Raw genomic sequence first — 21,954 nt, forward strand, 5'->3', positions numbered from 1 at the left:
GGTAACTGTACCTACCTCGCCAACGCTGCTCCCAATGCGTGTGACAGGTCACCCTTCTGCCCCGCCACGACGTCGTCGAGGCCCAGCCAGCCGGCGAGCCGGCGCAGCTCGGCGGCCAGCTCGTCGGCGGTCTCCTCGGGTGCTCCGGGCTCGGCGAACGCCCCCGGGACGAGGAGCGTGCCGCTCCCGCGGTCGGCCTTGAGGTCGACCCGCGCGACCAGCCGGTCGCCGAGCAGGAACGGCAGGACGTAGTAGCCGTGGACCCGCTTGTCGGCCGGGACGTAGATCTCGATGCGGTAGAAGAAGTCGAACAGCGCCTCGGCCCGGGCGCGCTCCCAGACGACCGGGTCGAACGGGCTGAGCAGCGTGCGGGCGCCCACCCGGCGCGGGAGCCGGGCGTCGCGGTGGAGGTAGGCCTGGCGCTGCCAGCCCTGCACCCGCACCGGCAGCAGCTCGCCGGACTCGACCAGCTCGTCGACGGCGACCTTGGTGCTGGCCCGCCCGGGCGCCGGCTGCAGCCGGAGGCGGTAGTAGTCGGCGAGGCAGGCGGCGCTGGCGACGCCGTGGGAGCGGGCGGCACGCCGGACCAGCTCGGTGACCGCCTCCTGGGGCGTGGGGGTGGGCGCGTCGAGCACCGCGCGCGGCAGCACCCGCTCGGCGAGGTCGTAGCGCACCTCGAACTGGCTGGTGCGACCGGCGATCGCCACGTCACCGACGAGGAAGAGGTAGTCGAGGACCTTGCGTGCCTCCGACCAGTTCCAGCCCCAGTGCTCCTTGGTGCGCGGACCGGTGGCGAACTCGGCCTCGAGGTCGCGGGCGGTGACCGGGCCGCGCTCGCGGACCGCGTCGAGCACCCGGGGCTCGAGGGTCGCGTCGGCGGTGAAGCCCCACTTGCCCCGCTCGGAGCGGTAGTGCTCCATCCGGTGACGCATGAGCGGCCACAGCTCGACCGGCATCAGGGCCTGCACGTGGGCCCAGTACTCCACGACCCGACGCGGCCGACGCCCCCCGGGGTCCTGGGCGCGACGGAGCAGGTCGGTGTCGTAGGGGCCCATCCGGGAGTAGAGGGGCATGAAGTGGGCGCGCTGGAGGACGTTGACCGAGTCGACCTGCAGCACGCCGGTGCGGGCGACCGTGCGCTCGAGCGTCCTCATCGAGGGCACGGCGTGCGCACGGTCGGTGAAGCCCTGCGCGGCGAGCGCGATGCGGCGCGCCTGGAGCTGGGTGAGGGTCTCCGTCACGGGTGGCACTCAACCAGAGACGGCCGACAGCCGCGGCCCTACGGCAGGTCGAGCAGCTTCTCGCGCATCGCGTACATGACCGCCTCCATGCGCGAGTGCAGCTGGAGCTTCTCGAGGATGTTGCGCACGTGGTTCTTCACGGTGTTCTCGGAGATGAAGAGCTCCTTGGCGACCTCGCGGTTGTTGAGCCCCTTGGCCACCAGCCGCAGCACCTCGAGCTCGCGCTCGGTGAGCCGCAGGCCCGGGCCCTGCTCGCGCTCGGGCTTGGACATCTGCTTGAACTCGTCGATCAGCTTGACCGCCATCGACGGGCTGATCAGCGACTGGCCCTCGTTGACCACGCGGATCGCCTGCGCGACCTCCTCGATGGAGGAGTCCTTGAGGAGGTAGCCGGAGGCGCCGTTCTTCACCGACTCGTAGAGGTCGGCCTCCTCGTCCGAGACCGTCAGCATGATGATCTTGGCCGACGGGACGACCTCCTTGATCGCCGAGCAGGCCTCGACGCCGGTGCGTCGCGGCATCCGCACGTCGAGCAGGATCACGTCGGGGGCGGTCTTCACCGCCAGCTCCGTGGCGGTCACGCCGTCGGCCGCCTCGCCGACCACCTCGATGTCGGCGTCACCGCTGAGCAGCATGATCAGGCCGCGACGGAACAGCTCCTGGTCGTCGACCACCAGGACTCGGACGGGTTCGCTGCCACCTGGTGCGCCAGCTGGACTTCCAGTTGCCTCGGTCACGCGCGCATCATGTCATGCGCGCGTGACCGAGGTGTGGTGGTCGCGTGGATCAGTCGTTCACGTCGAGCGAGATGACGCCGTAGTCGTAGCCGCGGCGGCGGTAGACGACCGACGGGCGCTCGCTCTCCTTGTCGACGAACAGGAAGAAGTCGTGGCCCACGAGCTCCATCTCGTAGAGCGCTTGGTCGAGGGTCATCGGCGCCCCCGCGAAGGACTTCTCCCGCACCACGAGCGGTCCGTCACCGGTCACCGTGGTCGGCCCGACCTTGCGCTCGATGACGTCGTCGTCCTCGGCCGTCTCCTCGGCCGTCTCCAGGCCGGCCAGAGCCTGGCCGACCGAGACGTGCTCGTTGCGCCCCTTGTGCACCCGGCGCCGGTCCGCGGCACGTCGCATCTGCGACTGCATCTTGTCCAGCGCGAGGTCCAGCGCGCCCATCTTGTCCTCGGCTGCCGCTTCGGCGCGGATCACCGGCCCCTTGGAGAACGCGGTGAGCTCGACCCGTGTCGCTCGGTCGGCCTGACGGGGGTTCTTCTCGAGCTCCACCTCCACCTGGACACGCATGATCCGGTGGTCGTGCTTCTCCAGGCGGCTGAGCTTCTCCGAGACATGTTCGCGGAACCGGTCGGACACCTCGCAGTGCCGTCCCGTGACCACAACCTCCATGTGAACCTCCTCAACTAGCGAGCGGCCGCACCCGTCCATGGGCCCCGGAGCGAACCGGGGCAGGGTGGGATGGAGTCCGCCCGGCCGACCTGGTCTTCGACCCCACAACCGCCTGCTGAAGCGTTCGCAGCTTCTCCGCCACTACTGGCCTTCTCCCGGCGTCCGGCACATCTGGTGCCGGGGACGGGGCAGGACTTACCTCTAAGCCGCACCGTGATCGTCCCGCGGGCAGCACCCGGGGACTTACGTGGACCGTTTCGCCTGCGACTGGCATCGGCTAGCCACGGCTCGGACCGGGCGACGAGCCGATCGGCACGTCGCACACCCCTCTCCGTGACGCAACCACGGACCCGGGCGGACTCCATGACAAGACGCTAGCCCCTCGACGGCTCCGGGCCAACTGTGGGACCGCCTGTCGGCGGGTCTGGTCGCTCACGCCGGCGCCGACGCCCTGCGGGTGGCCGCCACGACGGCGATCGCCACCGGGTCGAGGCCCACCGCGGCGAGGGCGCGCTGGGCCTCGCGCGCGGTCGCCCCGGTCGTCAGGACGTCGTCGCAGACGACGACGTGAGCCACCCGCCGGCGCCGCGCGACCCGCCGCAGGGCCGCGCCCGAGCAGCGCATCGACCCCCGCACGTTGGCCGCGCGACCGGACGCGTCGAGCCCCGCCTGGTCGCGGGCGCCGCGCGAGACGAGCAGCGGTGCGGCGAGCACCGCCCGTTCGTCGCGCAGGAGGCGTGCAGCCGTGCGGACCAGGGCCGCGGTCGGCTCGTAGCCCCGCTGCCGGCCCGCCCCGGGACGGGACGGCGCCGCGACGAGCAGCAGCGGCACCCGTGGGTCGAGGCCCTCGGTCGCCGCCCGCACGGCGGTCGCCAGCAGGCCGGCGAGGACCCGCCGGTGGCCCCACTGGCCGCGGTCCTTGTGCCCCACGACGAGCGCCCGCACGGCGCCGTCGTAGGTCTCGCACGCCCAGGGGGTGGCCAGTCCCGGCGGCGTCGGGGTCGGCCAGGCGATGCCGGCACCGCGCGACAGCCCCGCCCGGCACGCGTGGCACAGCATCCGCCCGGGAGCGTCGCAGCCCACGCACCGGCTGCCGAGGAAGAGGTCGAGCGCCGCGTCGAGCACCCGCCCATCGCACCAGCGCCGACCTCGACGGGCAACGCCCCCGGTCGCGGCTGTGGACGACCGGTCAGCCCGCGTAGGTCACCGACGTGACGCCGGGTGGCAGGTCCGGCACCGTGCGCTCCGGTCGGCTGAGGTCGCTGACCTCGCGACCGCCCAGCGCGAACACCTCGGGGTCCTCCACCGGAGCGGACACCAGCGCCCGGAACCGTCCGCGCAGGCGGGTCGTGCCGCCGGTGGCGATCAGTCCGGGCGCGCCGTCGACCGACAGGGTGCGCACCTGGGAGAAGTCGTCGGTGATGTCGCCGAGCACCGAGACGGTGGTCGGCGAGCGCCACGCGACGTCCCGGATCCGGGTGCTGCCCTCGGCGGGCAGCGGCAGCGTACGCACCGGGGTGAAGCCCAGCACGGCACCGTCGGAGGCCTGCCGCACCCGCGTGGCGACGATCCGGTCGGCCGAGGCGCCGCGGACGACCGCCACCAGGCGGGTGCCGTCGCGGGAGACGAGCAGCTTGGTGACGGAGCGTCCGGTCACGCCGGGAACCACCTGCTCCCTCGCGACGCCGTCGACCACGGTGAGGACGCGGGAGCGCCCGGCAGCGCGGTCGAGGACCCAGATCCGGTCACGGGCGTCGAACGTCGGCGCCGCGAGGTCGACCGCCCCGGACAGCACGGTGGCGACGTCGCCCTCGGGCGCGTCGATCGGGGCGACGACCACCTGGGTGCCGTCGCCGGTGACGGCGGCCACCCGGGTGCCGGCGAGCGAGACGCCGATCGAGCGCAGCCCGTAGTCGGTCGCACCGAGCGGGCCGACGGTCGGCTCGAGCTGGCCGATGTCGCCGGCGATCACCCGGTTGCGGTCGAGGGCGTAGAGCGAGCGGGTCGTGCCCGGGCCGCTCGGGTCGTAGGCGCTGCCCGCGTCGAGCCCGACCTGGGTGGAGCCTCCCTGGTAGCTGATCATCCGGCCACCGATGCTCAGCTGGACCGCACGGATGCTGGCGTCCTGGCGCAGGGTCCACGTGAGCTGGGCGAGCATCCGCCGGGCGGTCTGGTCGTCGACCGAGTCGGGGTCGCCTGACAGGGACACCTCGGCGATGCCCGCCGCGTTGATCGGCACGGACAGCCCGTGGGTGGTGCCGGGCGGGAAGTAGGTGCGGGCGACGTCGGCGGACTCCCCCGTCGGCTGGGCCAGCAGCCCGCGCACGAGCGAGGAGGCGAACTGCTCGCCGCGCGGCACGAAGACGGGCTCGGGGACCAGCACCTGCGAGGTGGGGTCGAAGAAGTAGAGCGACACCCGCTCGTACCAGTCGTCGAACCACGAGTCCGGCACGACCAGCGCGTCGGGCACCTCGTCGATGCGCCACTCACCGTCCTCCTCGACCAGCCCGAGGTCGAGGTCGCGGCTGGCCCGCGTGCGCTGCCAGGCGCCGCGGTCGTCGTAGAGGTTGACGTCGGTCATCGGGATCCGCACGGACGACTCGCCCTGCTCGGTGCCGAGCTCGGCGTAGGTGATGATCTGGCGCTCGGGCGTCCAGCCCTCGGCCGCGTCCCGCGACAGGAACTGCCGGGCGACCGTGGTGCTGATCGGGGTGGCCTTCATCGCCTCCAGGAAGCCGGCGACGATCTCGGCCGGCGTCTCCCCCGCCTGCGGCGGCCGGGGGTCGAAGGAGATGCCGGGCGCGTCGTCGACGTCGGCGGAGACCGGCGGCTCCACGACCGGACCGCTGGTCGGCATCTGCACGCAGCCGGCGAGCAGCCCGCAGACCGCCACGACCAGCACCGCGCGTACGCCGCGTGCCCGGGCGTTCACGCCGACTCCCGGGCGTCGTCGGGGACCAGCGGCAGCGGTGAGTGCCGCAGCTGGGTGCCGAGGCGACGGGGCAGGGTGAGCCGGAACTGCGCGCCCTCCCCCGGCCGGCCCCACGCCTGGAGCCAGCCGCCGTGCAGGTGGGTGTCCTCGAGCGAGATCGAGAGCCCGAGGCCGGTGCCGCCGCTGGTGCGCGCACGCGCGGGGTCGGCACGCCAGAACCGGTTGAACACCATCGCGGACTCCCCCGGGCCGAGGCCGACGCCGTGGTCGCGCACGGCGATCGCCGCACCCTGCTGGTCGGAGGCGATGAACACCTCGATGTCGCGGGTCTCGGCGTGGTCGATGGCGTTGGTGACCAGGTTGCGGACGATCCGCTCCACCCGGCGCACGTCGGCCTCCGCCACGCACGGCCGGCCGGGGTCGTGGACGACCACGCGGGTGTCGCGCTGGGCGGCCAGCACCGAGGTCATGTCGACGACCCGGTGGGCGACGTCGACGAGGTCGACGTCCTCGGCGTCGAGGACCGCTGCGCCCGCGTCGAACCGGCTGATCTCGAGCAGGTCCGCGAGCAGCGTCTCGAAGCGGTCGAGCTCCTTCTGCAGCAGCTCGGCCGCGCGCCCGGTGACCGGGTCGAGGAACGGCCTGGCGTCGTGGATGACGTCGCTGGCCATCCGGACCGTCGTGATCGGCGTGCGGAGCTCGTGGGAGACGTCGGAGACGAAGCGGCGCTGCAGCCGGCTGAGCTCCTCGAGCTGGCGGATCTGCTTCTGCAGGTTGGACGCCATCTGGTTGAACGACGTCGCGAGGCGCGCGAGGTCGTCCTCGCCGCGCACCCGCAGCCGCTCCTGGAGCTGCCCGGCGGCCAGCCGCTCCGCCACGCGTCGCGCCATCCGGATCGGCGTCACGACCTGACGCGTCACCAGCCAGGTCAGGCCGGCGACCAGCAGGAGCAGCGGCACCCCCGCGACGAGCATCGCCCGCGACACCAGCGCGAGGGTCTCGCTCTGCTCGTCGAGGGAGTAGAGGTAGTACAGGGTGTAGAGGTTGTCGTCGGCCGGCAGCCGCACCTGGCTGCCGACGACGATGCCGGGGCCGTTCGGCAGGCCCGGGATGTCGCGGCGGGTGCTGATGTCGGTGAACGTCCAGGCGGTGGGCGACACCTCGTCGAAGCGGGCCTCGAGGCTCTCGGGCACGCTGGCGAGGTCGAGGCCCTGGGTGAACTTCGCGCCACCGTCGGCCAGCCTGCTGCCCTCGCCGACCGGCGGCGAGAGCACGACGGCGAAGCCGCGGGTGGCGCCGCGCGCGATGATCGGCTCGACCAGGTCCTGCTGCTGGCGCGACTCGTCGGCGTCGAGGCCCGAGGTGGCCGCCAGCGCCTCGCGCGCGGCCTCGGTCTCGCTCTCCGCCTCGGCGACCACCGCGTCCACGCGCTGGTCGAGCAGGCCGTCGCGGGTCTGCTGCATGAGGAACCAGCCCACGACGCCCACGACCGCCGCGGAGAGCAGGACCGTGCTCACCACGACGCGGGCCTGCACCGAGCGGCGCCAGAAGGCGGGGCCGCGGCGCAGGATCGGTGGGAGGCGGTCGAGCAGGCCTCCCGGGGCCACCGGGATCCTGGCCATGTCCTAGGACTTGCCGGCGCGGTAGCCCACGCCGCGCACGGTCACCACGACCTCGGGGTTCTCCGGGTCGTGCTCGACCTTGGACCGCAGGCGCTGGACGTGGACGTTGACCAGCCGCGTGTCGGCGCTGTGCCGGTAGCCCCAGACCTGCTCCAGCAGCACCTCGCGGGTGAAGACCTGCCACGGCTTGCGGGCCAGGCACACGAGGAGGTCGAACTCCAGCGGCGTCAGGTTGATCGGCTCGCCGTCGCGGGTGACGGTGTGGCCGGCGACGTCGATGCTGACGTCGCCGATGGTCAGGCCCTCCGCCGGCGCGGCGTCGTTGCGGCGTACGCGGGCGCGGATCCGGGCGACGAGCTCCTTGGGCTTGAACGGCTTCACGACGTAGTCGTCGGCGCCGGACTCCAGCCCGACGACGACGTCGACGGTGTCGCCCTTCGCGGTGAGCATCACGATCGGGACGCCGGACTCGGCGCGGATCTCCTTGCAGACGTCGATGCCGTCCTTGCCCGGCAGCATGAGGTCGAGCAGGACCAGGTCGGGCTTGTAGTCGCGGAACGCGTCCATGGCGAGGTCGCCACGTCCCACGATCCGGCTGTCGAAACCCTCCTGGCGGAGCACGATGGAGAGCATCTCCGCGAGCGAGGCGTCGTCGTCGACGACGAGCACGCTGCCGCGCGCGGGCTCGACCAGGTCAGTCATGGCGCCAAGTGTAGGGCGGGGCCCCGCCCCACGAACGTGGAACGGGGCCCCGGCCGGGAGCGCTGGCTGGCTCAGTAGCGGTAGTGGTCCGACTTGTAGGGACCCTCGATCGGGACGCCGAGGTAGGCGGCCTGCTCCTTGGTCAGCTCGGTGAGCTCGACGCCGAGGGCGTCGAGGTGCAGCCGGGCGACCTCCTCGTCGAGGTGCTTGGGCAGCACGTGCACGCCCAGCTCGTAGTCGTCGGCCTTCGAGAACAGCTCGACCTGCGCCAGCACCTGGTTGGTGAAGGAGTTCGACATCACGAACGACGGGTGGCCGGTGGCGTTGCCCAGGTTGAGCAGGCGACCCTCCGACAGCACGATGATCTTCTTGCCCGGCTTGCCGTCCTCGCTCGGGAAGATCCACTGGTGGACCTGCGGCTTGATCTCGTCCTTGACGATGCCCGGGATCTTGGCCAGGCCGGCCATGTTGATCTCGTTGTCGAAGTGGCCGATGTTCCCGACGATGGCCTGGTGCTTCATCTTGTGGAAGTGCTCGACCGTGATGATGTCGAAGTTGCCGGTCGTGGTGATGAAGATGTCGGCGGTCTCGACGACCGACTCGAGGCGGCGGACCTCGTAGCCGTCCATCGCGGCCTGCAGCGCGCAGATCGGGTCGATCTCGGTGACGATCACGCGGGCGCCCTGGCCGCGCAGGGACTCGGCCGAGCCCTTGCCGACGTCGCCGTAGCCGCAGACGACCGCGACCTTGCCGCCGATCATCACGTCGGTGGCGCGGTTGATGCCGTCGACGAGCGAGTGGCGGCAGCCGTACTTGTTGTCGAACTTCGACTTGGTGACCGAGTCGTTGACGTTGATCGCCGGGAAGAGGAGCGTGCCCTCCTTGAAGCGCTCGTAGAGGCGCAGCACACCGGTGGTGGTCTCCTCGGAGACGCCCTTGATCATCGGCGCGCGGTTGGTCCAGCGCTGCGGGTCGGCCTCGAGCGAGCGGGCCAGGACGCGCAGCACCTCCTTGAACTCGTGGTTGTCGGTCGAGTCCTGCGAGGGGACCTCGCCGGTCTTCTCGTACTCGACACCGAGGTGCAGCAGCATGGTGATGTCGCCGCCGTCGTCGAGCAGCATGTTGGGCCCGCCCTCGGCGAAGTCGAAGACCTTCTCCGCCTCGTCCCAGTACTCCGCGAGGCTCTCGCCCTTCCAGGCGAAGACCGGGACGCCCTGGGGGTCCTCGGGGGTGCCGTTCGGGCCGACGACGACCGCCGCGGCGGCGTGGTCCTGGGTGGAGAAGATGTTGCAGGTGGCCCAGCGGATGTCCGCGCCGAGAGCCGCGAGGGTCTCGATCAGCACCGCCGTCTGGATCGTCATGTGCAGCGACCCGGCGATCCGGGCGCCCTTCAGCGGCTGGTCCGCGCCGTAGCGCTCCCGCATCGCCATCAGGCCGGGCATCTCGTGCTCGGCGAGCTCGATCTCCTTGCGGCCGTACGCGGCAAGGCTGAGGTCAGCGACCTTGAAGTCCATCGGATGTCTCCTGGTGGTGAGGACGTCTGCGCCGCACATCTGTGCGCTGTCGGGATCTCCCGCGCGGACACATCGAGGGTAGGTCGATCCTCAGGCTTTCGGAGAATCCTCGGGAAGCTCGTCGGTCGGCTGCTCGTGGTGCCCCTCGTCGCCGTGCCCACCGATGCCCAGCGGGCGGAGCGCGAAGAGGATCGCGAAGCCCACGACGAGGCCCACGACCGCGGACAGGACGGTGTTGAGCAGCCACCCGGTCAGCGCCCCGAGGGCCCCGCCGACGGCGTCGTGGACGGCGACCTCCCAGTGGTGGACCAGGTCGTACGGCGCGTGCAGCGCGTGGCCGATCCCGGTGCCCTCGAGCAGGCCGTCGTGGCCACCGATCTCGTAGAGGCTGACCAGGAAGATGTGGCCACCTACCCAGAGCATCGCAAGGGTGCCGATGAAGGAGATGGCCGCGAGGAGCCGCGGCATCGCGGCGACGAGGGCGAGCCCGACCCGCTGGGAACCCTTGGACGGCTTCTCCGCGAGGTGGAGGCCGACGTCGTCCATCTTCACGATCAGCGCCACGACGCCGTAGACGAGGACGGTGATGAGCACGGCGACGACCGCGAGCACGATCGCCCGCATCCAGATGCTGGCGTCGGCGTCGGAGCTGACCACCTCCTTCAGCGCGATGACCATGATCTCGGCGCTGAGGATGAAGTCGGTGCGGACGGCCTGCGCCACGGTGCGCTTCTCGTGCTCCGGGGTGAACTCGCCCTGCTCGGAGACCGCCGCCTCCGCCTCGGATCCGTGGCCGCTGAGGCGCTCGTGGACCTTGTGGGCGCCCTCGTAGGCGAGGAACGCGCCGCCGAAGATGAGGATGACCGGCAGCAGCTGCGGGAGGTACTGCCCCAGCAGCACCGCGGCCGGGAGGATGAAGAGCAGCTTGTTGCGCAGCGAGCCGATCGCGATCTGCTTGATGATCGGGAGCTCGCGCTCCGCCGCCGAGCCGTGGAGGTACTGCGGCGTGACGGCGGTGTCGTCGACCACGACGCCCGCGGCCTTCGCGCTGGCGCGGCCGGCGGCCGCACCGACGTCGTCCACGCTGGCGGCGGCGATCCGCGCCAGGGCGGCGACGTCGTCGAGGAGGGCGAACAGTCCGCCGGCCATGGGTGGTCCTCCGGGTCGTGGGTCGGTGAGGGGGCAGCCTATCGGCGTGCGTCGCGGTTCCTGGCCGCGACGTCGTCGAGCGCGTACGTCAGCAGCTCGGCGTGGGGCGGCAGGGGACCGCGGCGACGCTCGCCCGTGTGGACCCACCCGAGCTTCTCCCAGAACGCCCGGCCCCGCGGGTTCGCGGCGTAGACGCACAGCCAGGGCCGCTCCGCACCGGCAGCACGCAGGCGCCGCACGAGCTCGTCGTGGGCGGCGACCGCGAGGCCGCTCCCCCACTCGTCGACCGCGATGCCGAAGTGCATGACCTCCGACCCGCGAGTGGCGGCGAAGCCCGCGACCCGGTCCTCGCGCAGGACGACGTAGCACTCGATCCCCGGCTCGGCGATCTCCGACCGCCACCGCTCGGCGAGGACCTCGCGCGGGAAGGGGTACCGGTCCTGCGGGAACACCACGGAGAGCCCGGCGATCGACGCGGGCTCCTGGACCGCCATCACCGCGGCGACGTCGTCGGGACGCATGTCGCGGAGCAGCCTCCCGGAGGTGGTCATGTGCGGACAGTAGCCTCGCGGGATGCCGCCCGCCGCCGACCGGACGTCCACCGCCGACCACGTGTGGCTCGTCGAGGAGCGGGAGTACGCCCGGCACGAGGCGCGGCGCGGCCGGAGGCACGCCTACGAGCGCCTCGACCCCGGCCGGACCGCACTCGTCGTGGTCGACCTGGTGCCGTTCTTCGTGCGCGAGTCGGCCTACGTCCGCGGCATCGTGCCGCGCGTCAACGCGTTGGCGGCCGCGACCCTGTTGGTCGAGGAGGTCGCGCCACTCGCTGGTCGAGGAGGGACGAAGTCCCGTCACGAGACCCGCCCACCCTGTTGGTCGAGGAGGTCGCGCAGCGACCGTCACGAGACCCGCCCACCCCGGGTCGCCGGGCTGTCCACAGATCCCCGTCCGACCGTGGCCGAGTGTCGGTGCCCGCCGATACAATCGAACACATGAGCGAGACGCTGGCAGCACCCGAGGAAGAGGTCACCGTCGACGACCTCGACGCCTCGACGCTGCTCGCCTCGATCCGCGACTCCCGCCGCCACGAGCACGCCGAAGCCGCCCGACAGCTCGCCCTCGCCGCCCGCTGGGCCGACCTCCACCCACCCGAGTCGATCCACCACGCCGCCACCTTCACCAGCTCCGGCGCCGGCACCGAGCAGAGCGAACCCATCGCCGGCGACGGCTGCCCCCTCGTCGCCGAGTTCTGCATCCCCGAGCTCGGCGCCGTCCTCGGCATCTCCACGACCGCCGCCAAGCGGCTCATCGGACAGGCCCTCGAGCTGCGCCACCGACTCCCCCGCCTCTGGGCACTCGTCCACGCCGGCCACGTCCCCGCCTGGCGTGCCCGCATGGTCGCCGAGACCACCATCCACGCCGTCCCCACCCTCACCCGCGAGGCCGCCGGGTGGGTCGACACCCAGGTCGCGGCCGTCGCCGGGAAACTCGGCACCGCCCAGCTCGACCGCCTCGTCGCCGAGGCCATCAAGCGTCACGACCTCGACCCGGCGTCTCGACCCGACACCGCCCACGGCGAGGACGACGCCGACTTCGCGGCCGACCGCCACCTCGCCACCGACGCCCGCCACGCCACCATCGACTCCCGCCACCTCCACTACGACGGCCTCATGCGCATGGAGGCGATGCTCGACCTCGCCGACGCCCTCGACCTCGATCAAGCCCTCGCCCACCGCGCCGAGGTGTTCAAGGCCCTCGGCTCCACCGCACCCCTCGACGCCCGACGCGCCGCCGCGCTCGGCGACCTCGCCCGCACCCAGACCGCCCTCGACCTCCACCACCAGAGCCAGGCCACCGGCCGGCCCCCACAGCCCGAGCAGTCCCAGAACCAGCCGGCCCAGCCCGAGCCGACCGAGCACACCGAGCAGCCCGAGCAGCCCGAGCAGCGCGAGCAGCCCGAGTCGACCCAGCATGAGCCCACCGAGCCGGCGAGCGACGACCTCCCCGCCGCGCGTGAGGTCGTCCTCCACGTCCACCTCGACGCCCACCTGCTCACCGACGACACCGGCCAGGTCGTCGAGACCGTGTTCGGCCCCACCGCGAGGCTCGACAACCGCCAGCGGCTCGCGCTGCTCGAGCAGGTCCAGACCTGGTGCGCGACCTCGCGCACCAAGGTGACCATCCGTCCCGTCATCGACCTCGACGCCGAGCTCACCAGCCCCGGCTACCCCGTCCCCGACCGGATCCGCGAACAAGTCGTCCTCCGCGACCGCACCTGCGTCTTCCCCTGGTGCACCCGCCCCGCCCGGGCCTGCGACATCGACCACGTGATCCCGTACGACCACGACGCTGCAGCCGACGGGGATGCCGACGGCCGACCACAGCCCGGACCGACAGCCACCTCCAACCTCGCCGCCCTCTGCAGGTCACACCACCGCCTCAAGACCCACACCCTCTGGCGCTATGAGCACCTGCGCCCCGGCGTCTTCGAGTGGACCAGCCCCCACGGCCACCACTACCTCCGCGACCACCACGGCACCACCGCCCTCGACCCACCCGCGGTGACGATCGGGCCACCAGGTCTCGTGACGGGACTTCGTCCCTCCTCGACCAACGAGCACGACGAGCCCGGCGAGCCCAGCGAGCCCAGCGACAGCCGACCATGACCCCGCCCCACACCCCGCCACCCACCCGGTAGCGGGGTCAGCGGGCTGTCGCGAGGAAGTCCGCGACGGCGTCCTCGAAGCCGGGGAGGTCCTGCGGCCGGTGGCGGGCACCGGGCAGCACCACGTGGCGCGCACCCGACTGCGCGAGCCGGGACGCGATCACCTCGTACTCCTCGTTCCACGCCCCCGTGACCACCAGGGTCGGGACGTCGGCCAGTACGTCCGCGTCGAGGCCGTGGCCCCAGGGCGGCTCCATCGCGGCGAAGCGCTCTGCGACCGGTCGGTCCTCCGCCCACGTGCCGGGGGTCGCGTCCCGTCCCATCATCATCGGCGCGAAGACCTGCCAGAAGCCGTGGAGGTCGCCGTCAGCGGCGCGGGCACGGGCGGCCTCCATCGGCCCCACGTGCGCCTCGATCGCCGCGTCCCCGCGGGCCACGTCGTAGAGCGCCGGCTCCACCAGCACGTGCGGCACCGCCGGAAGGGATCCCGCCGCGTGCGCCAGCGCGACCGCCACCGCGCCGAGCGAGTGGGACACCACGACACCCACGTCGTCGGGGCACCCCGCGGCCAACCGCGCCGCCTTGTCGGCCATCCGGGCGACCGAGCCGTGGTCGGCGAAGACGGCCCGCGCCCCATCCTGCTCGGGCCACGCCGCTCGACCTGAGCGGCCGGCGCCGTGCACGTAGTACCTCACCCACCGCACCGTAGCCGCGCACTAGCGTCCCCTCCATGACCTCCTTCGTGAAGTCCCTGACCTTCGACTGCCACGACCCGCTGGCCGTCGCCGCCTTCTGGGCGGCCGCCCTCGGATCCGACGTCGACGAGGACAGCACGCCCGACCGGGCGTGGGTCGAGCCGGCCGGGTGGGGCGGACCGAGCATCTGGTTCCAGCGCGTCCCGGAGGGCAAGCAGGCGAAGAACCGCCAGCACCTCGACCTGCGCGCCATGGGTCCGGTCTCCGACGAGCGGGCGCGACTCGAAGGGCTCGGAGCGCGCGTGCTCGACGATCGCGGCGACCTCGTGGTGATGGCCGACCCCGAGGGCAACGAGTTCTGCCTGGAGGCCTGACAGTGGACACCTACACGGGCAACGACTTCTACTGCGACGTGGCGATCCCCCGAGTCGTGCCACTCGACGTGGTCCACGAGGACGAGCTGGTGCTGGCCTATCACCACACCCGGCCGTTCTGGCCGGTCCACCTGGTCGTGGTCCCGAAGCGACACATCGCCTCGCTGACGTCAGTGACGACCCACGACGAGTCCGACGTACGGGCCGTGCTCGAGGTCGTCCAGCACGTGGCGGCCAGTGTCGAGCGGGACCGCGGTGCGGCCGCGGTGCTCACCAACCTCGGGACCTACCAGGACTCCAAGCACCTGCACGTGCACGTCAGCTCGGGTCCGCCGCTGCGCCCCTGAACCGGTTGTCGGTCCCCCGCGGCACAGTGGGGGCATGGACACCACCGCCGTGATGACCAGGCTGGTCGAGGTCATCGACGCCCACGACTGGGCGTCGTTGCCCGGCCTGCTCCACCCCGACTTCACCTGCCGCCTGGTCCACACCGGCGAGGTCTTCGACCGCGACGACTGGGTGGCGTTCAACGCCGACTACCCCGGCTTCCAGCGGATGCACCTCAAGGACCTGGTGGTCGACGGCGGGCGCGGCGTGCTCCGGGCCACGGTCGTCGGGACCGACGGCAACGGCGACGACGAGCTGTTCGCCGTCGCGAGCTTCGCCGAGGTCCGCGACGGCCTGCTCGTCGAGCTCGTCGAGGTGTGGGCCGAGGTCGACCAAGACCCGCCACCCGGCACCCGCCTGCCCGGTCCGACCGAGCGGCTCCGCTTCCGCAGGATGACCGCCGACGACCTCGACGACGTCACTGCGATGCTCGTCGACTTCGACCCCTACCGCGGCGACCGACCGCCCAGCTCGGCGGCCGACGCGCAGCGCTGGATCGAGTGGCAGGCGCGCAACTACGCCGACCACGGCTTCGGGCTGTGGGTGCTGGAGACCCACGACGGCCAGTTCGTCGGTGACTGCGGCCTCACCGTCCAGGACGTCGAGGGCACGCCCCACGTCGAGGTCGGCTACCACCTCGTCGAGCCGATGCGCGGCCGCGGCTACGCCACCGAGGCGGCCCGGGCCGTGCGCGACTGGGCCGCCGCCCACGGCGTCGACCACCTCGTCGCCCTCATCCGACCCGACAACGTCGCGAGCCAGGGCGTCGCCCGCAACCTCGACATGGAGCTCGAGCGGACGGCACACGTCCACGGGGGCGACGCCCTGGTGTTCGGCACCAGGCTCGCCGCGGGGCGCTAGTCCTCGACCAGCCCGATCCGCAGGTACTCCGCGGCGTAGGTGCCGGTCAGCAGCAGCGACGCGTAGCGCGCGACCTCCGCGTCCGCGTCGGTCTCCAGCGTCTCCACGCGTACGCCGTGGCGCGCGGCCGCGGCCCGCAGAGTGCCGGCCTGCTCGCGCACCATCGGGTCGTCGGCGCCGTCGTCGAGGACCAGCAGCAGCGGCCGGAGCTCCGCGCCCTCCTCGGAGAACGGGTCGGCGAACAGGTCCTGGGGGCGGGTCGCCTCGATGACCGGGAGCAGGTGCTCGGCGTCGCCGGCGATCGCGGAGCGACCCGAGGTCCGGCGCAGCGACTCGGCGAGCCGGCGCGCGGCGCGGGCGGCGAGCACCGAGCCGCCCCACACGAGCGGGTTCGTGTCGGCCATCGCGATCGCGAGCATCTTCGCCGGGTTGACCGCGAGGTCGCGGTGCGGCGAGCAGCTGGTGGCGACCTCGTCGAGCGACGAGGCGACCGACTCGGCGTCGGCCCGCGGACCGAGGTGGACGTGGGCGAGGTAGTCCAGCACCACCACCGCCGTGGCCAGCTGGTCACCCGTGACGGTCGGGAGGACCGTGACGTGCCGCCCGGCCGCGTGCTCGCCGACCAGCGACTTCTGCGGGCAGGCCACCACGACCTGGGCGCCGCGGCGCACCGCCTCGGCCACCGTCGACGCGGACCCGTGGTCGTTGCCCTCCGGCGCGAGCATCACCACCAGGTCGAGCGACCCCGCCCAGCCGGGCAGGCCCGGGTTGGGCCACGCCACGAACGGCACCGGGCACCACGGCTCGAGCACCGCGCGCAGCAGGCGTGAGTCCGGGCCGGCGGCGATCACCGCGCGCGGACGCGCCTCGTCACGGCCGCGGGCGATCAGCTCCGCGGTCGCGGTCGCCGCCTCGTGCGCCTCGCGCCGCACCCGCGCCCCGCTCTCGGCGAGCGTGCGCAGGCGCAGGTCGGCTGACTCGAGCGCCACCGCGTCGTCGAGCCGGGCCTCGTCGAACCAGGTCGCCACGGCGAGCTCCTCCCCTGTCGTCGGCCTGTCGTCAGGCGGGCTTGCGGGCCTCGTCGACCAGCAGCACCGGGATGTCGTCGCGCACCGGGTACGCGTTGCCGCACCCCTGGCAGACCAGCTCGTCGGCCCCGTCGAGGGAGGCCGCGACCAGCTCGCCGTGGCAGGCCGGGCAGACGATGATGCTCAACAGCTGCGGGTCGATGTTCACGTCCCGGATCCTAGTCAGTCGGTCGGGGTGAGCACCCGCAGGTGGCCGCGCTTCGCGCCCCGGGTGGGGTCGTCGGTCGAGTGCAGCGGCACCGCCGCCTGCGTCGGGGCCGGTCGCGCGGCCTCGCGGACCGCGTCGGCGAGGGCCAGCAGGTCGTCGCTGCTCGGGCCCGGCGCCTTCTGGTCGGACGCCAGGCGCAGCACCTCCCAGCCGCGCGGGGCGGACAGCCGCTCGCTGTGCACGTCGCACAGGTCGTAGGCGTGCGGCTCGGCGTAGGTCGCGAGCGGACCGAGGACGGCGGTCTGGTCGGCGTAGACGTAGGTCAGCGTGTTGACCGCGGGACGGCCACACGCCGTTCGCGAACAACGACGGGCAAGGCTCACGGCCCCGACGCTACCCGCCGCACGCACGCGCGCCGCTTAGGCTCGCGGCGTGGACGACGTGAGCACCGCCGCAGAGGGACAGCGCCGACGCACCCGCGACCGGCGCGGGCGCGGGATGCGCGGCCCGGGCGTCCTGCCCGAGCGCCCCGGAACCCCGGCGCTCCGGACGGCGCGTCAGCGCTTCGACCAGCTCGTGCTCGACGTGGTCGCCCCGCTCGACGAGCGGTGGCAGCGCCACCTCGGCCTCGTCGAGTACGCCGTCGAGGACACGCCGATGCTCCCCGACGACTGGGGCGACGAGACCGTCCCGCTGTCGTCGCTGGTGCGCGGCAAGGGCACCGGACCGACCCGCCTGGTGGTGTTCCGGCGGCCGATCGAGCACCGGGCGACGACCCACGACGAGCTGCGGGCGATGGTGCACCTCGTCGTCGTCGAGCAGCTCGCCGAGCTGCTGGACCTCACCCCCGGCGACATCGACGAGCGCTACGCCGACTAGCGCTGCGCCGGCCGCACGTCCGGCACCTCGCTGGTGTCGACCAGCTGCCCCAGGGGCAGGAACGACAGCCCGCCGTCGTCGGTCTCGAGCGAGACCACGGCCGTCGTGCGCTCGAGCTCGACCTGGGCCAGCACCGCGTCGTCCGGCAGACGGATCCGCGCCGCGGTCGCGGGATCGACCTCGACGCGTCGCTCCCGCACGACCGCCGCGCCGTCGGCGTCCCACGCCCGCAGGACGACGACGCCCGGGGCCGTGGCGCCGACGACCACCAGCCGCTTGGAGCCGGCCGGCAGGGCGGCCCCCGTCGAGGACTCCACCACGGGTCCGGCGACCGACAGCGCCAGGTCGCGGGGCGTACGGGTGCGCAGGCCTGCGGTGACGGGCCCCGTCGCGTCGAGGCGCAGCGCCTGCACGCCGACCGCCGTGCGTCCGCGCAGCACGCCGCCGAGGTCGACCTCGGCGACCGAGGCAGGCGCGAGGGTGACCTCCTCGAACCCGGCCGGCGCGAACTCGCTCTCGTCGCTGACCAGCCGGAGCTCGACCCGGACCTCGTCGTCACCCGGGTTGGCCAGGGTCAGGGTGCGGTCGGCCGCGCCGGTGCCGACGCCGGCGATGTAGGACGTGGTGGCCGGGGCGTCCTGGGCCGGCAGCCACTCGCGGACCGGGCGGTCCCGACCCAGGGGGTCGACCACGTCGACCACGCTGGAGCCGAGCCGGCCGCGCGAGACCTGCACGCGCAGCGCCAGCGCGTCGCGGTTGGGGGCGACCTCCGCCAGGTCGAAGGAGACCGACCGGGCGCCGGGCACCCGGATGCCGCGCAGGGCGGGGACGTCGACCACACCGGTGCCGTCCCAGACGGTGACGTCCGCGACCGCCGGGCCCTTGTCGGGGTTGACCAGGGTGAGCGTGGAGGCGTGCTGGGCGGAGGCGCCGACGCCGGTGAACCAGCGTTCGGGTGCCGGCTGGTCGCACCCGAACGCCGAGCCGGAGCCGGATCGCGTGGCGACCAGGCCGGGCGCGAGCTCGCCTGACCCGGACACGACGACCGTCCCGCGCTCGGTGCGCGAGGCGACGCCGTCGGTCAGGTCCTCGGTGTCGTCCTCGCGACCGATCCGCAGCGCGAGCTCGCCGGAGGCCAGGGAGGTGCTGCCGAGGCGTACGTCGTCGGCGCCGGGGAGCTGCGCCGGGCAGACCGCGGTCGAGCGGTCGAGCGTCGCGGACGTCGGTCCGAAGGTGCTCGCCGGCACGTCGGCCGGTCGCACGAGAGCGAGGGCGGCGACGGTCAGCAGCGGGATCACGACGGCGAGCAGCGTCAGCGGCGAGGGGCGGCGGCTGCGGACCTCGGCGACGCGGCGGCGCCTCGGGGCGGGAGCGGTGGGGTCAGTCATCGTCGCGGCCTCCCCTGCGCGGTCGGATGGTCGGGGCGGCGAGGACGAGCGCCACCAGGATGGCCAGGCCCTGCAGGACCAGCAGGGCCGGCCGCCACCACTGTCCCGAGCCGTCCACGGCGTCGGCGTCGAGCGGGCGGTCGACGCGCCATGCGCGCGTGGAGCGGTCCTCCGCGCTGGCCTGGTCGAGGCCGGCGGTCGCGTCGAGCAGCGCCGAGACCCGACCGTCGGCCGGCGAGCTGAGGACGACGTACTCGATGCCGCGGGCGCCCAGCGAGGCCACGACGCCGGGCGTCGGGGCGGAGACCAGCGTGCGCACCTCGTCGGTGAGCCCGGTGTCCTCGTCGGCCAGGGTGAGGATCTCGTCCTCCCCCAGCGTGGTGCCGTCGTCGCGGCGGATGCGGTAGGTGATGCCGTCGTCGACCGAGCCGTCGAGCACGAGCACCCCGTGCTCCTGCCCCAGCAGCGAGCTCTGCTCCATGTAGGCCGGGACGGTCTGCGCGGCGTCGCGCGTCATCGCGTTCTCGGGCGTCGTCAGCCACCAGCCGAGCCCGCCGAGCGGCACGGCCGCGGCCACCAAGGCGAGCACCCCGGCGAGGGACCGCTGCCAGACGGGGTGGTGCTCGTCGAGGCGGCGGAGGTAGGCGTCGGCCCCCAGCACGACCGCGACGATCGAGGTGCCCTGCAGGATCACCACGAACAGACCCAGGCTGGGCCGGGTGGAGACGGACGGCAGGTCGAGGGTGACGTGCGAGACCACGCCGGACACGAGCGCCGCGGCCAGGGCGACCAGCCAGCAGATCACCACCGGGACCCGGGTGCGCCGGGGCAGCAGCGCCGCCAGCGCCAGCACCACCAGCACGGCACCGAGCCAGGTGGGGGCGCCGAGGTCGTTGAGCCGGCCGGTCAGCAGCCCCTGGAAGGTGACCTGGTCGACCGTGAGCCGGCCGGCCTCGAGGAGCAGGCCGGCGGCCGAGCCGGTGGTCAGCAGCGGCAGCAGCCAGGGGGCCAGCAGCACGGGGGTGGCCGCGACCGCCACGACCGGCGGGCCCCAGCTGTCGCGGTCGCGCAGCAGCCGCGGGGCGATGAAGGCGGCCGACCCCAGCACGACGGCCGTCGCGAGGAGGGCGAACAGCCAGAGTCCCGGCACGAACGAGGCGCCCAGGGCGAGGAACAGGGCGGTGCGCCAGGCGGCGCGCCACCGGCGGTCGCGGTCGGGGTCGACGAACCCGAGCGCGGCGCGGGCGGCCCACGGCAGCAGCGCGGCGACCGCCACCGTGCCGAAGCGGCCCTCGCTCCACGCGCCCGACGTGACCGGGACGAGGGCGTAGGTCAGCGCGCCCCAGACGACCAGCCAGCGCGGCAGCCCGAGCGGGTCGACGAGGCGGCCGACGACGGCGAGGAGCCGCCAGGCTCCCCACGCGGCGATCGGGACCGCGAGCAGCATCAGCCCCGAGACGACCGCGCCGGTGTGGCCGAGCAGGACCGAGGCGGCGACCGCGAATGGCAGCACGTAGGCCGGGGCGGGCACGTCGGTGCCGGTGCCGAGGGGGTGCCAGGAGGCGACGTGCAGCGACCACCAGTCGGAGGCGGCGGCGGGCACCGGTGACAGGGCGCCCCCGGTGATCGAGCCGAACGCCTCGCGGCCGGCGAGCAGCGCGAGCAGGCCGAAGAGCACGAGCACCACGGCGACCGGGTTGGTGAAGAAGCGCGCGACCAGGCCGGTGTCGGTGAGGTAGGCCTCCTCGTCGTCCTCCGTGGAGGAGCGGCGCTGCTCGCTCACCCGCACCGCCTCCGGCTCCCTGGCCTGCCGGCGCCGTTCGGCGACGTCGGCGGCCTGGCTGGTGGCCGCCGCTGCGAGGTCGGTCACCAGGTCGAGGCCGTGCCGGTAGGGCAGCCAGGGCGGTGCCAGCAGGTGGCGTACGTCCGCCGGGTCGCCGTCGCGGCGCGACGCCCGGTCGCGGCGCGCGGCCAGCACCTGGCGCGGCCGGCCGTGCACCGACAGGGCCGCCGCGAGCTCGTCGAGGGCCTCGCCCACCGACCGCACCGCGAGGAAGCCGAGCACCCGCAGCAGCGAGCCCCAGAAGAGCCGGACGTACTGCCACGGCAGGGCCCGGGAGGAGACGTTGGCCAGCGAGGTGAACAGCGCGGCGCGGCGCTCCTGGTAGTGGGTGTGCCGCCCCGTCAGCGGGGTGCGCCGCACGCCGCGGTGCGCCGCCTCGGCGTGGAACACCACGGCCTGCGGCACCACCAGGGTGCGGTGGCCGGCCTGCGCGGCGCGCCAGCCGAAGTCGAGGTCGTTGCCGAAGATCGGCAGCTCCTCGTCGAGCCCGCCCAGCGACTCCAGCACCTCGCGCCGGACCAGCATGCCGGCGGTGTTGACCGCCAGCACCTCGCGCACGGCGTCGTGCTGGCCCTGGTCGTACTCGCCGCGCTCCAGGCCGGTCTCGCGGCGACCGGTGCCGGAGATCGTGAGGCCGACCTCGAGCAGCCGGCGCAGCGAGGGCCACTCGCGCAGCTTGGGACCGAGGACCGCGGCGTCGGGGTGCTCCTGCGCGGCCGCGAGCAGCGCGGCGAGGGCACCGGGGTCGGGGTTGCTGTCGTCGTGCAGCAACCAGATCCACTCGTCGGTCCCACCCGTGGGGGGGAGGAGCGAGAGGCCGTGGCGCACCGCGGCCGGATAGCTCGTCGACCCGTGCACGACGTCGACGACCAGCCGCTCGCCGAGGACGGCGAGGCCGTCACGGACGAGCTCGACGGAGGTGTCGCGGCTGGTGGTGTCGACCACCGCGACGCGGTCGACCGGGAGGGTCTGCCCGGTCAGGCCGGCGAGGACCGCGGGGAGCCACCGCGCTCCGTCATGGGTGACGAGAAGCGCTGCGACGGACACCGGAGCACCTTAGCGAGG

General features: G+C 73.5%; 22 protein-coding genes. 6 read left to right on the plus strand and 16 right to left on the minus strand.

Annotated elements, in window-relative coordinates; genetic code table 11:
• Window positions 1-11: 11 nt before the first annotated feature.
• The 10 genes from KDN32_RS14915 to KDN32_RS14960 all read right to left on the minus strand — a co-directional run bounded on the left by KDN32_RS14915 (window position 12) and on the right by KDN32_RS14960 (window position 11,112).
• Window positions 12-1,241 (minus strand): winged helix-turn-helix domain-containing protein, encoded by a 1,230-nt coding sequence (locus KDN32_RS14915; protein WP_307854118.1) that lies wholly within the window; start codon window positions 1,239-1,241, stop codon window positions 12-14.
• A gap of 38 nt (window positions 1,242-1,279) precedes the next feature.
• Entirely contained in the window at window positions 1,280-1,915 is a 636-nt protein-coding gene (locus KDN32_RS14920; protein ID WP_307854120.1) for a response regulator, read from the minus strand.
• Window positions 1,916-2,027: 112 nt separating this feature from the next.
• On the minus strand, window positions 2,028-2,642 hold the full coding sequence (hpf, locus tag KDN32_RS14925; RefSeq protein WP_211733025.1) for a ribosome hibernation-promoting factor, HPF/YfiA family: 615 nt from the start codon (window positions 2,640-2,642) through the stop codon (window positions 2,028-2,030).
• A 432-nt stretch (window positions 2,643-3,074) separates the two neighbouring features.
• Window positions 3,075-3,767: a ComF family protein gene (locus tag KDN32_RS23380; protein ID WP_307854122.1), complete on the minus strand. Its 693-nt coding sequence runs from the start codon at window positions 3,765-3,767 to the stop codon at window positions 3,075-3,077.
• Between the two features lie 64 nt (window positions 3,768-3,831).
• Window positions 3,832-5,574, minus strand: a complete 1,743-nt coding sequence (locus KDN32_RS14935; protein WP_211733026.1) for an LpqB family beta-propeller domain-containing protein — start codon at window positions 5,572-5,574, stop codon at window positions 3,832-3,834.
• Window positions 5,571-7,196, minus strand: a complete 1,626-nt coding sequence (gene mtrB, locus KDN32_RS14940; protein ID WP_211733027.1) for an MtrAB system histidine kinase MtrB — start codon at window positions 7,194-7,196, stop codon at window positions 5,571-5,573. Before mtrB ends, KDN32_RS14935 begins: the two co-directional genes overlap by 4 nt.
• Before the next feature lie 3 nt (window positions 7,197-7,199).
• Complete coding sequence (gene mtrA, locus KDN32_RS14945) at window positions 7,200-7,898, minus strand: MtrAB system response regulator MtrA (protein WP_211733028.1); 699 nt, start codon at window positions 7,896-7,898, stop codon at window positions 7,200-7,202.
• Between the two features lie 71 nt (window positions 7,899-7,969).
• Window positions 7,970-9,412, minus strand: coding sequence for an adenosylhomocysteinase (gene ahcY / locus KDN32_RS14950; RefSeq protein WP_211733029.1), 1,443 nt, complete (start codon window positions 9,410-9,412; stop codon window positions 7,970-7,972).
• 90 nt (window positions 9,413-9,502) lie between these two features.
• Window positions 9,503-10,561, minus strand: coding sequence for a DUF808 domain-containing protein (locus KDN32_RS14955; protein ID WP_211733030.1), 1,059 nt, complete (start codon window positions 10,559-10,561; stop codon window positions 9,503-9,505).
• A gap of 38 nt (window positions 10,562-10,599) precedes the next feature.
• Window positions 10,600-11,112: a GNAT family N-acetyltransferase gene (locus tag KDN32_RS14960; protein WP_211733031.1), complete on the minus strand. Its 513-nt coding sequence runs from the start codon at window positions 11,110-11,112 to the stop codon at window positions 10,600-10,602.
• A 22-nt stretch (window positions 11,113-11,134) separates the two neighbouring features.
• On the opposite strand from KDN32_RS14960, the gene KDN32_RS14965 reads away from it, so the two are divergent.
• Together KDN32_RS14965 and KDN32_RS14970 are read left to right on the plus strand one after the other, a co-directional pair.
• Complete coding sequence (locus KDN32_RS14965) at window positions 11,135-11,557, plus strand: hypothetical protein (RefSeq protein WP_211733032.1); 423 nt, start codon at window positions 11,135-11,137, stop codon at window positions 11,555-11,557.
• Entirely contained in the window at window positions 11,554-13,227 is a 1,674-nt protein-coding gene (locus KDN32_RS14970; protein WP_211733033.1) for an HNH endonuclease signature motif containing protein, read from the plus strand. Before KDN32_RS14965 ends, KDN32_RS14970 begins: the two co-directional genes overlap by 4 nt.
• A 37-nt stretch (window positions 13,228-13,264) precedes the next feature.
• On the opposite strand, the gene KDN32_RS14975 is transcribed toward KDN32_RS14970, so the two are convergent.
• The gene (locus KDN32_RS14975; protein ID WP_211733034.1) at window positions 13,265-13,921 is read right to left on the minus strand and encodes a hypothetical protein; all 657 of its coding nucleotides are present in this window, start codon (window positions 13,919-13,921) and stop codon (window positions 13,265-13,267) included.
• Window positions 13,922-13,956: 35 nt separating this feature from the next.
• On the opposite strand from KDN32_RS14975, the gene KDN32_RS14980 reads away from it, so the two are divergent.
• The 3 genes from KDN32_RS14980 to KDN32_RS14990 are packed head-to-tail and all read left to right on the plus strand — an operon-like array spanning window position 13,957 to window position 15,543.
• On the plus strand, window positions 13,957-14,295 hold the full coding sequence (locus KDN32_RS14980) for a VOC family protein (protein ID WP_211733035.1): 339 nt from the start codon (window positions 13,957-13,959) through the stop codon (window positions 14,293-14,295).
• A 2-nt stretch (window positions 14,296-14,297) separates the two neighbouring features.
• Window positions 14,298-14,642, plus strand: a complete 345-nt coding sequence (locus KDN32_RS14985) for an HIT domain-containing protein (protein ID WP_307854123.1) — start codon at window positions 14,298-14,300, stop codon at window positions 14,640-14,642.
• Window positions 14,643-14,676: 34 nt separating this feature from the next.
• Window positions 14,677-15,543 (plus strand): GNAT family N-acetyltransferase, encoded by an 867-nt coding sequence (locus tag KDN32_RS14990; RefSeq protein ID WP_211733036.1) that lies wholly within the window; start codon window positions 14,677-14,679, stop codon window positions 15,541-15,543.
• Here KDN32_RS14990 and KDN32_RS14995 read toward each other — a convergent pair.
• The 3 genes from KDN32_RS14995 to KDN32_RS15005 are packed head-to-tail and all read right to left on the minus strand — an operon-like array spanning window position 15,540 to window position 17,162.
• Window positions 15,540-16,571: an SIS domain-containing protein gene (locus KDN32_RS14995; RefSeq protein WP_211733037.1), complete on the minus strand. Its 1,032-nt coding sequence runs from the start codon at window positions 16,569-16,571 to the stop codon at window positions 15,540-15,542. The genes KDN32_RS14990 and KDN32_RS14995 overlap by 4 nt on opposite strands.
• 31 nt (window positions 16,572-16,602) lie before the next feature.
• Window positions 16,603-16,779, minus strand: coding sequence for a Trm112 family protein (locus tag KDN32_RS15000; RefSeq protein WP_307854125.1), 177 nt, complete (start codon window positions 16,777-16,779; stop codon window positions 16,603-16,605).
• A 14-nt stretch (window positions 16,780-16,793) separates the two neighbouring features.
• Window positions 16,794-17,162 carry a DUF3499 domain-containing protein gene (locus KDN32_RS15005; RefSeq protein WP_211733038.1) on the minus strand — a complete coding sequence of 123 codons (369 nt, stop codon included), beginning with the start codon at window positions 17,160-17,162 and terminating at the stop codon, window positions 16,794-16,796.
• 49 nt (window positions 17,163-17,211) lie between these two features.
• Here KDN32_RS15005 and KDN32_RS15010 point away from each other — a divergent pair, with 49 nt between their 5' ends.
• Complete coding sequence (locus KDN32_RS15010; RefSeq protein ID WP_307854126.1) at window positions 17,212-17,658, plus strand: metallopeptidase family protein; 447 nt, start codon at window positions 17,212-17,214, stop codon at window positions 17,656-17,658.
• Here the strand turns inward: KDN32_RS15010 and KDN32_RS15015 are convergent.
• Both KDN32_RS15015 and KDN32_RS15020 read right to left on the minus strand, forming a co-directional pair.
• On the minus strand, window positions 17,655-19,046 hold the full coding sequence (locus tag KDN32_RS15015) for a DUF5719 family protein (protein WP_211733039.1): 1,392 nt from the start codon (window positions 19,044-19,046) through the stop codon (window positions 17,655-17,657). The genes KDN32_RS15010 and KDN32_RS15015 overlap by 4 nt on opposite strands.
• Complete coding sequence (locus tag KDN32_RS15020) at window positions 19,039-21,936, minus strand: glycosyltransferase family 2 protein (protein WP_211733040.1); 2,898 nt, start codon at window positions 21,934-21,936, stop codon at window positions 19,039-19,041. The genes KDN32_RS15015 and KDN32_RS15020 overlap by 8 nt, the downstream gene beginning before the upstream one ends.
• Window positions 21,937-21,954: the final 18 nt, after the last annotated feature.

Origin of the sequence: Nocardioides palaemonis, assembly GCF_018275325.1 — a bacterium.
GTDB lineage: Bacteria > Actinomycetota > Actinomycetes > Propionibacteriales > Nocardioidaceae > Nocardioides > Nocardioides palaemonis.

Coding starts and splice junctions, on each gene's coding strand:
- KDN32_RS14990 (WP_211733036.1), top strand. CDS start 14,677: ATGGACACCACCGCCGTGATGACCAGGCTGGTCGAGGTCATCGACGCC.
- ahcY (WP_211733029.1), bottom strand. CDS start 9,412: ATGGACTTCAAGGTCGCTGACCTCAGCCTTGCCGCGTACGGCCGCAAG.
- KDN32_RS14970 (WP_211733033.1), top strand. CDS start 11,554: ATGAGCGAGACGCTGGCAGCACCCGAGGAAGAGGTCACCGTCGACGAC.
- mtrA (WP_211733028.1), bottom strand. CDS start 7,898: ATGACTGACCTGGTCGAGCCCGCGCGCGGCAGCGTGCTCGTCGTCGAC.
- mtrB (WP_211733027.1), bottom strand. CDS start 7,196: ATGGCCAGGATCCCGGTGGCCCCGGGAGGCCTGCTCGACCGCCTCCCA.
- KDN32_RS14965 (WP_211733032.1), top strand. CDS start 11,135: ATGCCGCCCGCCGCCGACCGGACGTCCACCGCCGACCACGTGTGGCTC.
- KDN32_RS14960 (WP_211733031.1), bottom strand. CDS start 11,112: ATGACCACCTCCGGGAGGCTGCTCCGCGACATGCGTCCCGACGACGTC.
- KDN32_RS14955 (WP_211733030.1), bottom strand. CDS start 10,561: ATGGCCGGCGGACTGTTCGCCCTCCTCGACGACGTCGCCGCCCTGGCG.
- KDN32_RS15015 (WP_211733039.1), bottom strand. CDS start 19,046: ATGACTGACCCCACCGCTCCCGCCCCGAGGCGCCGCCGCGTCGCCGAG.
- hpf (WP_211733025.1), bottom strand. CDS start 2,642: ATGGAGGTTGTGGTCACGGGACGGCACTGCGAGGTGTCCGACCGGTTC.
- KDN32_RS14980 (WP_211733035.1), top strand. CDS start 13,957: ATGACCTCCTTCGTGAAGTCCCTGACCTTCGACTGCCACGACCCGCTG.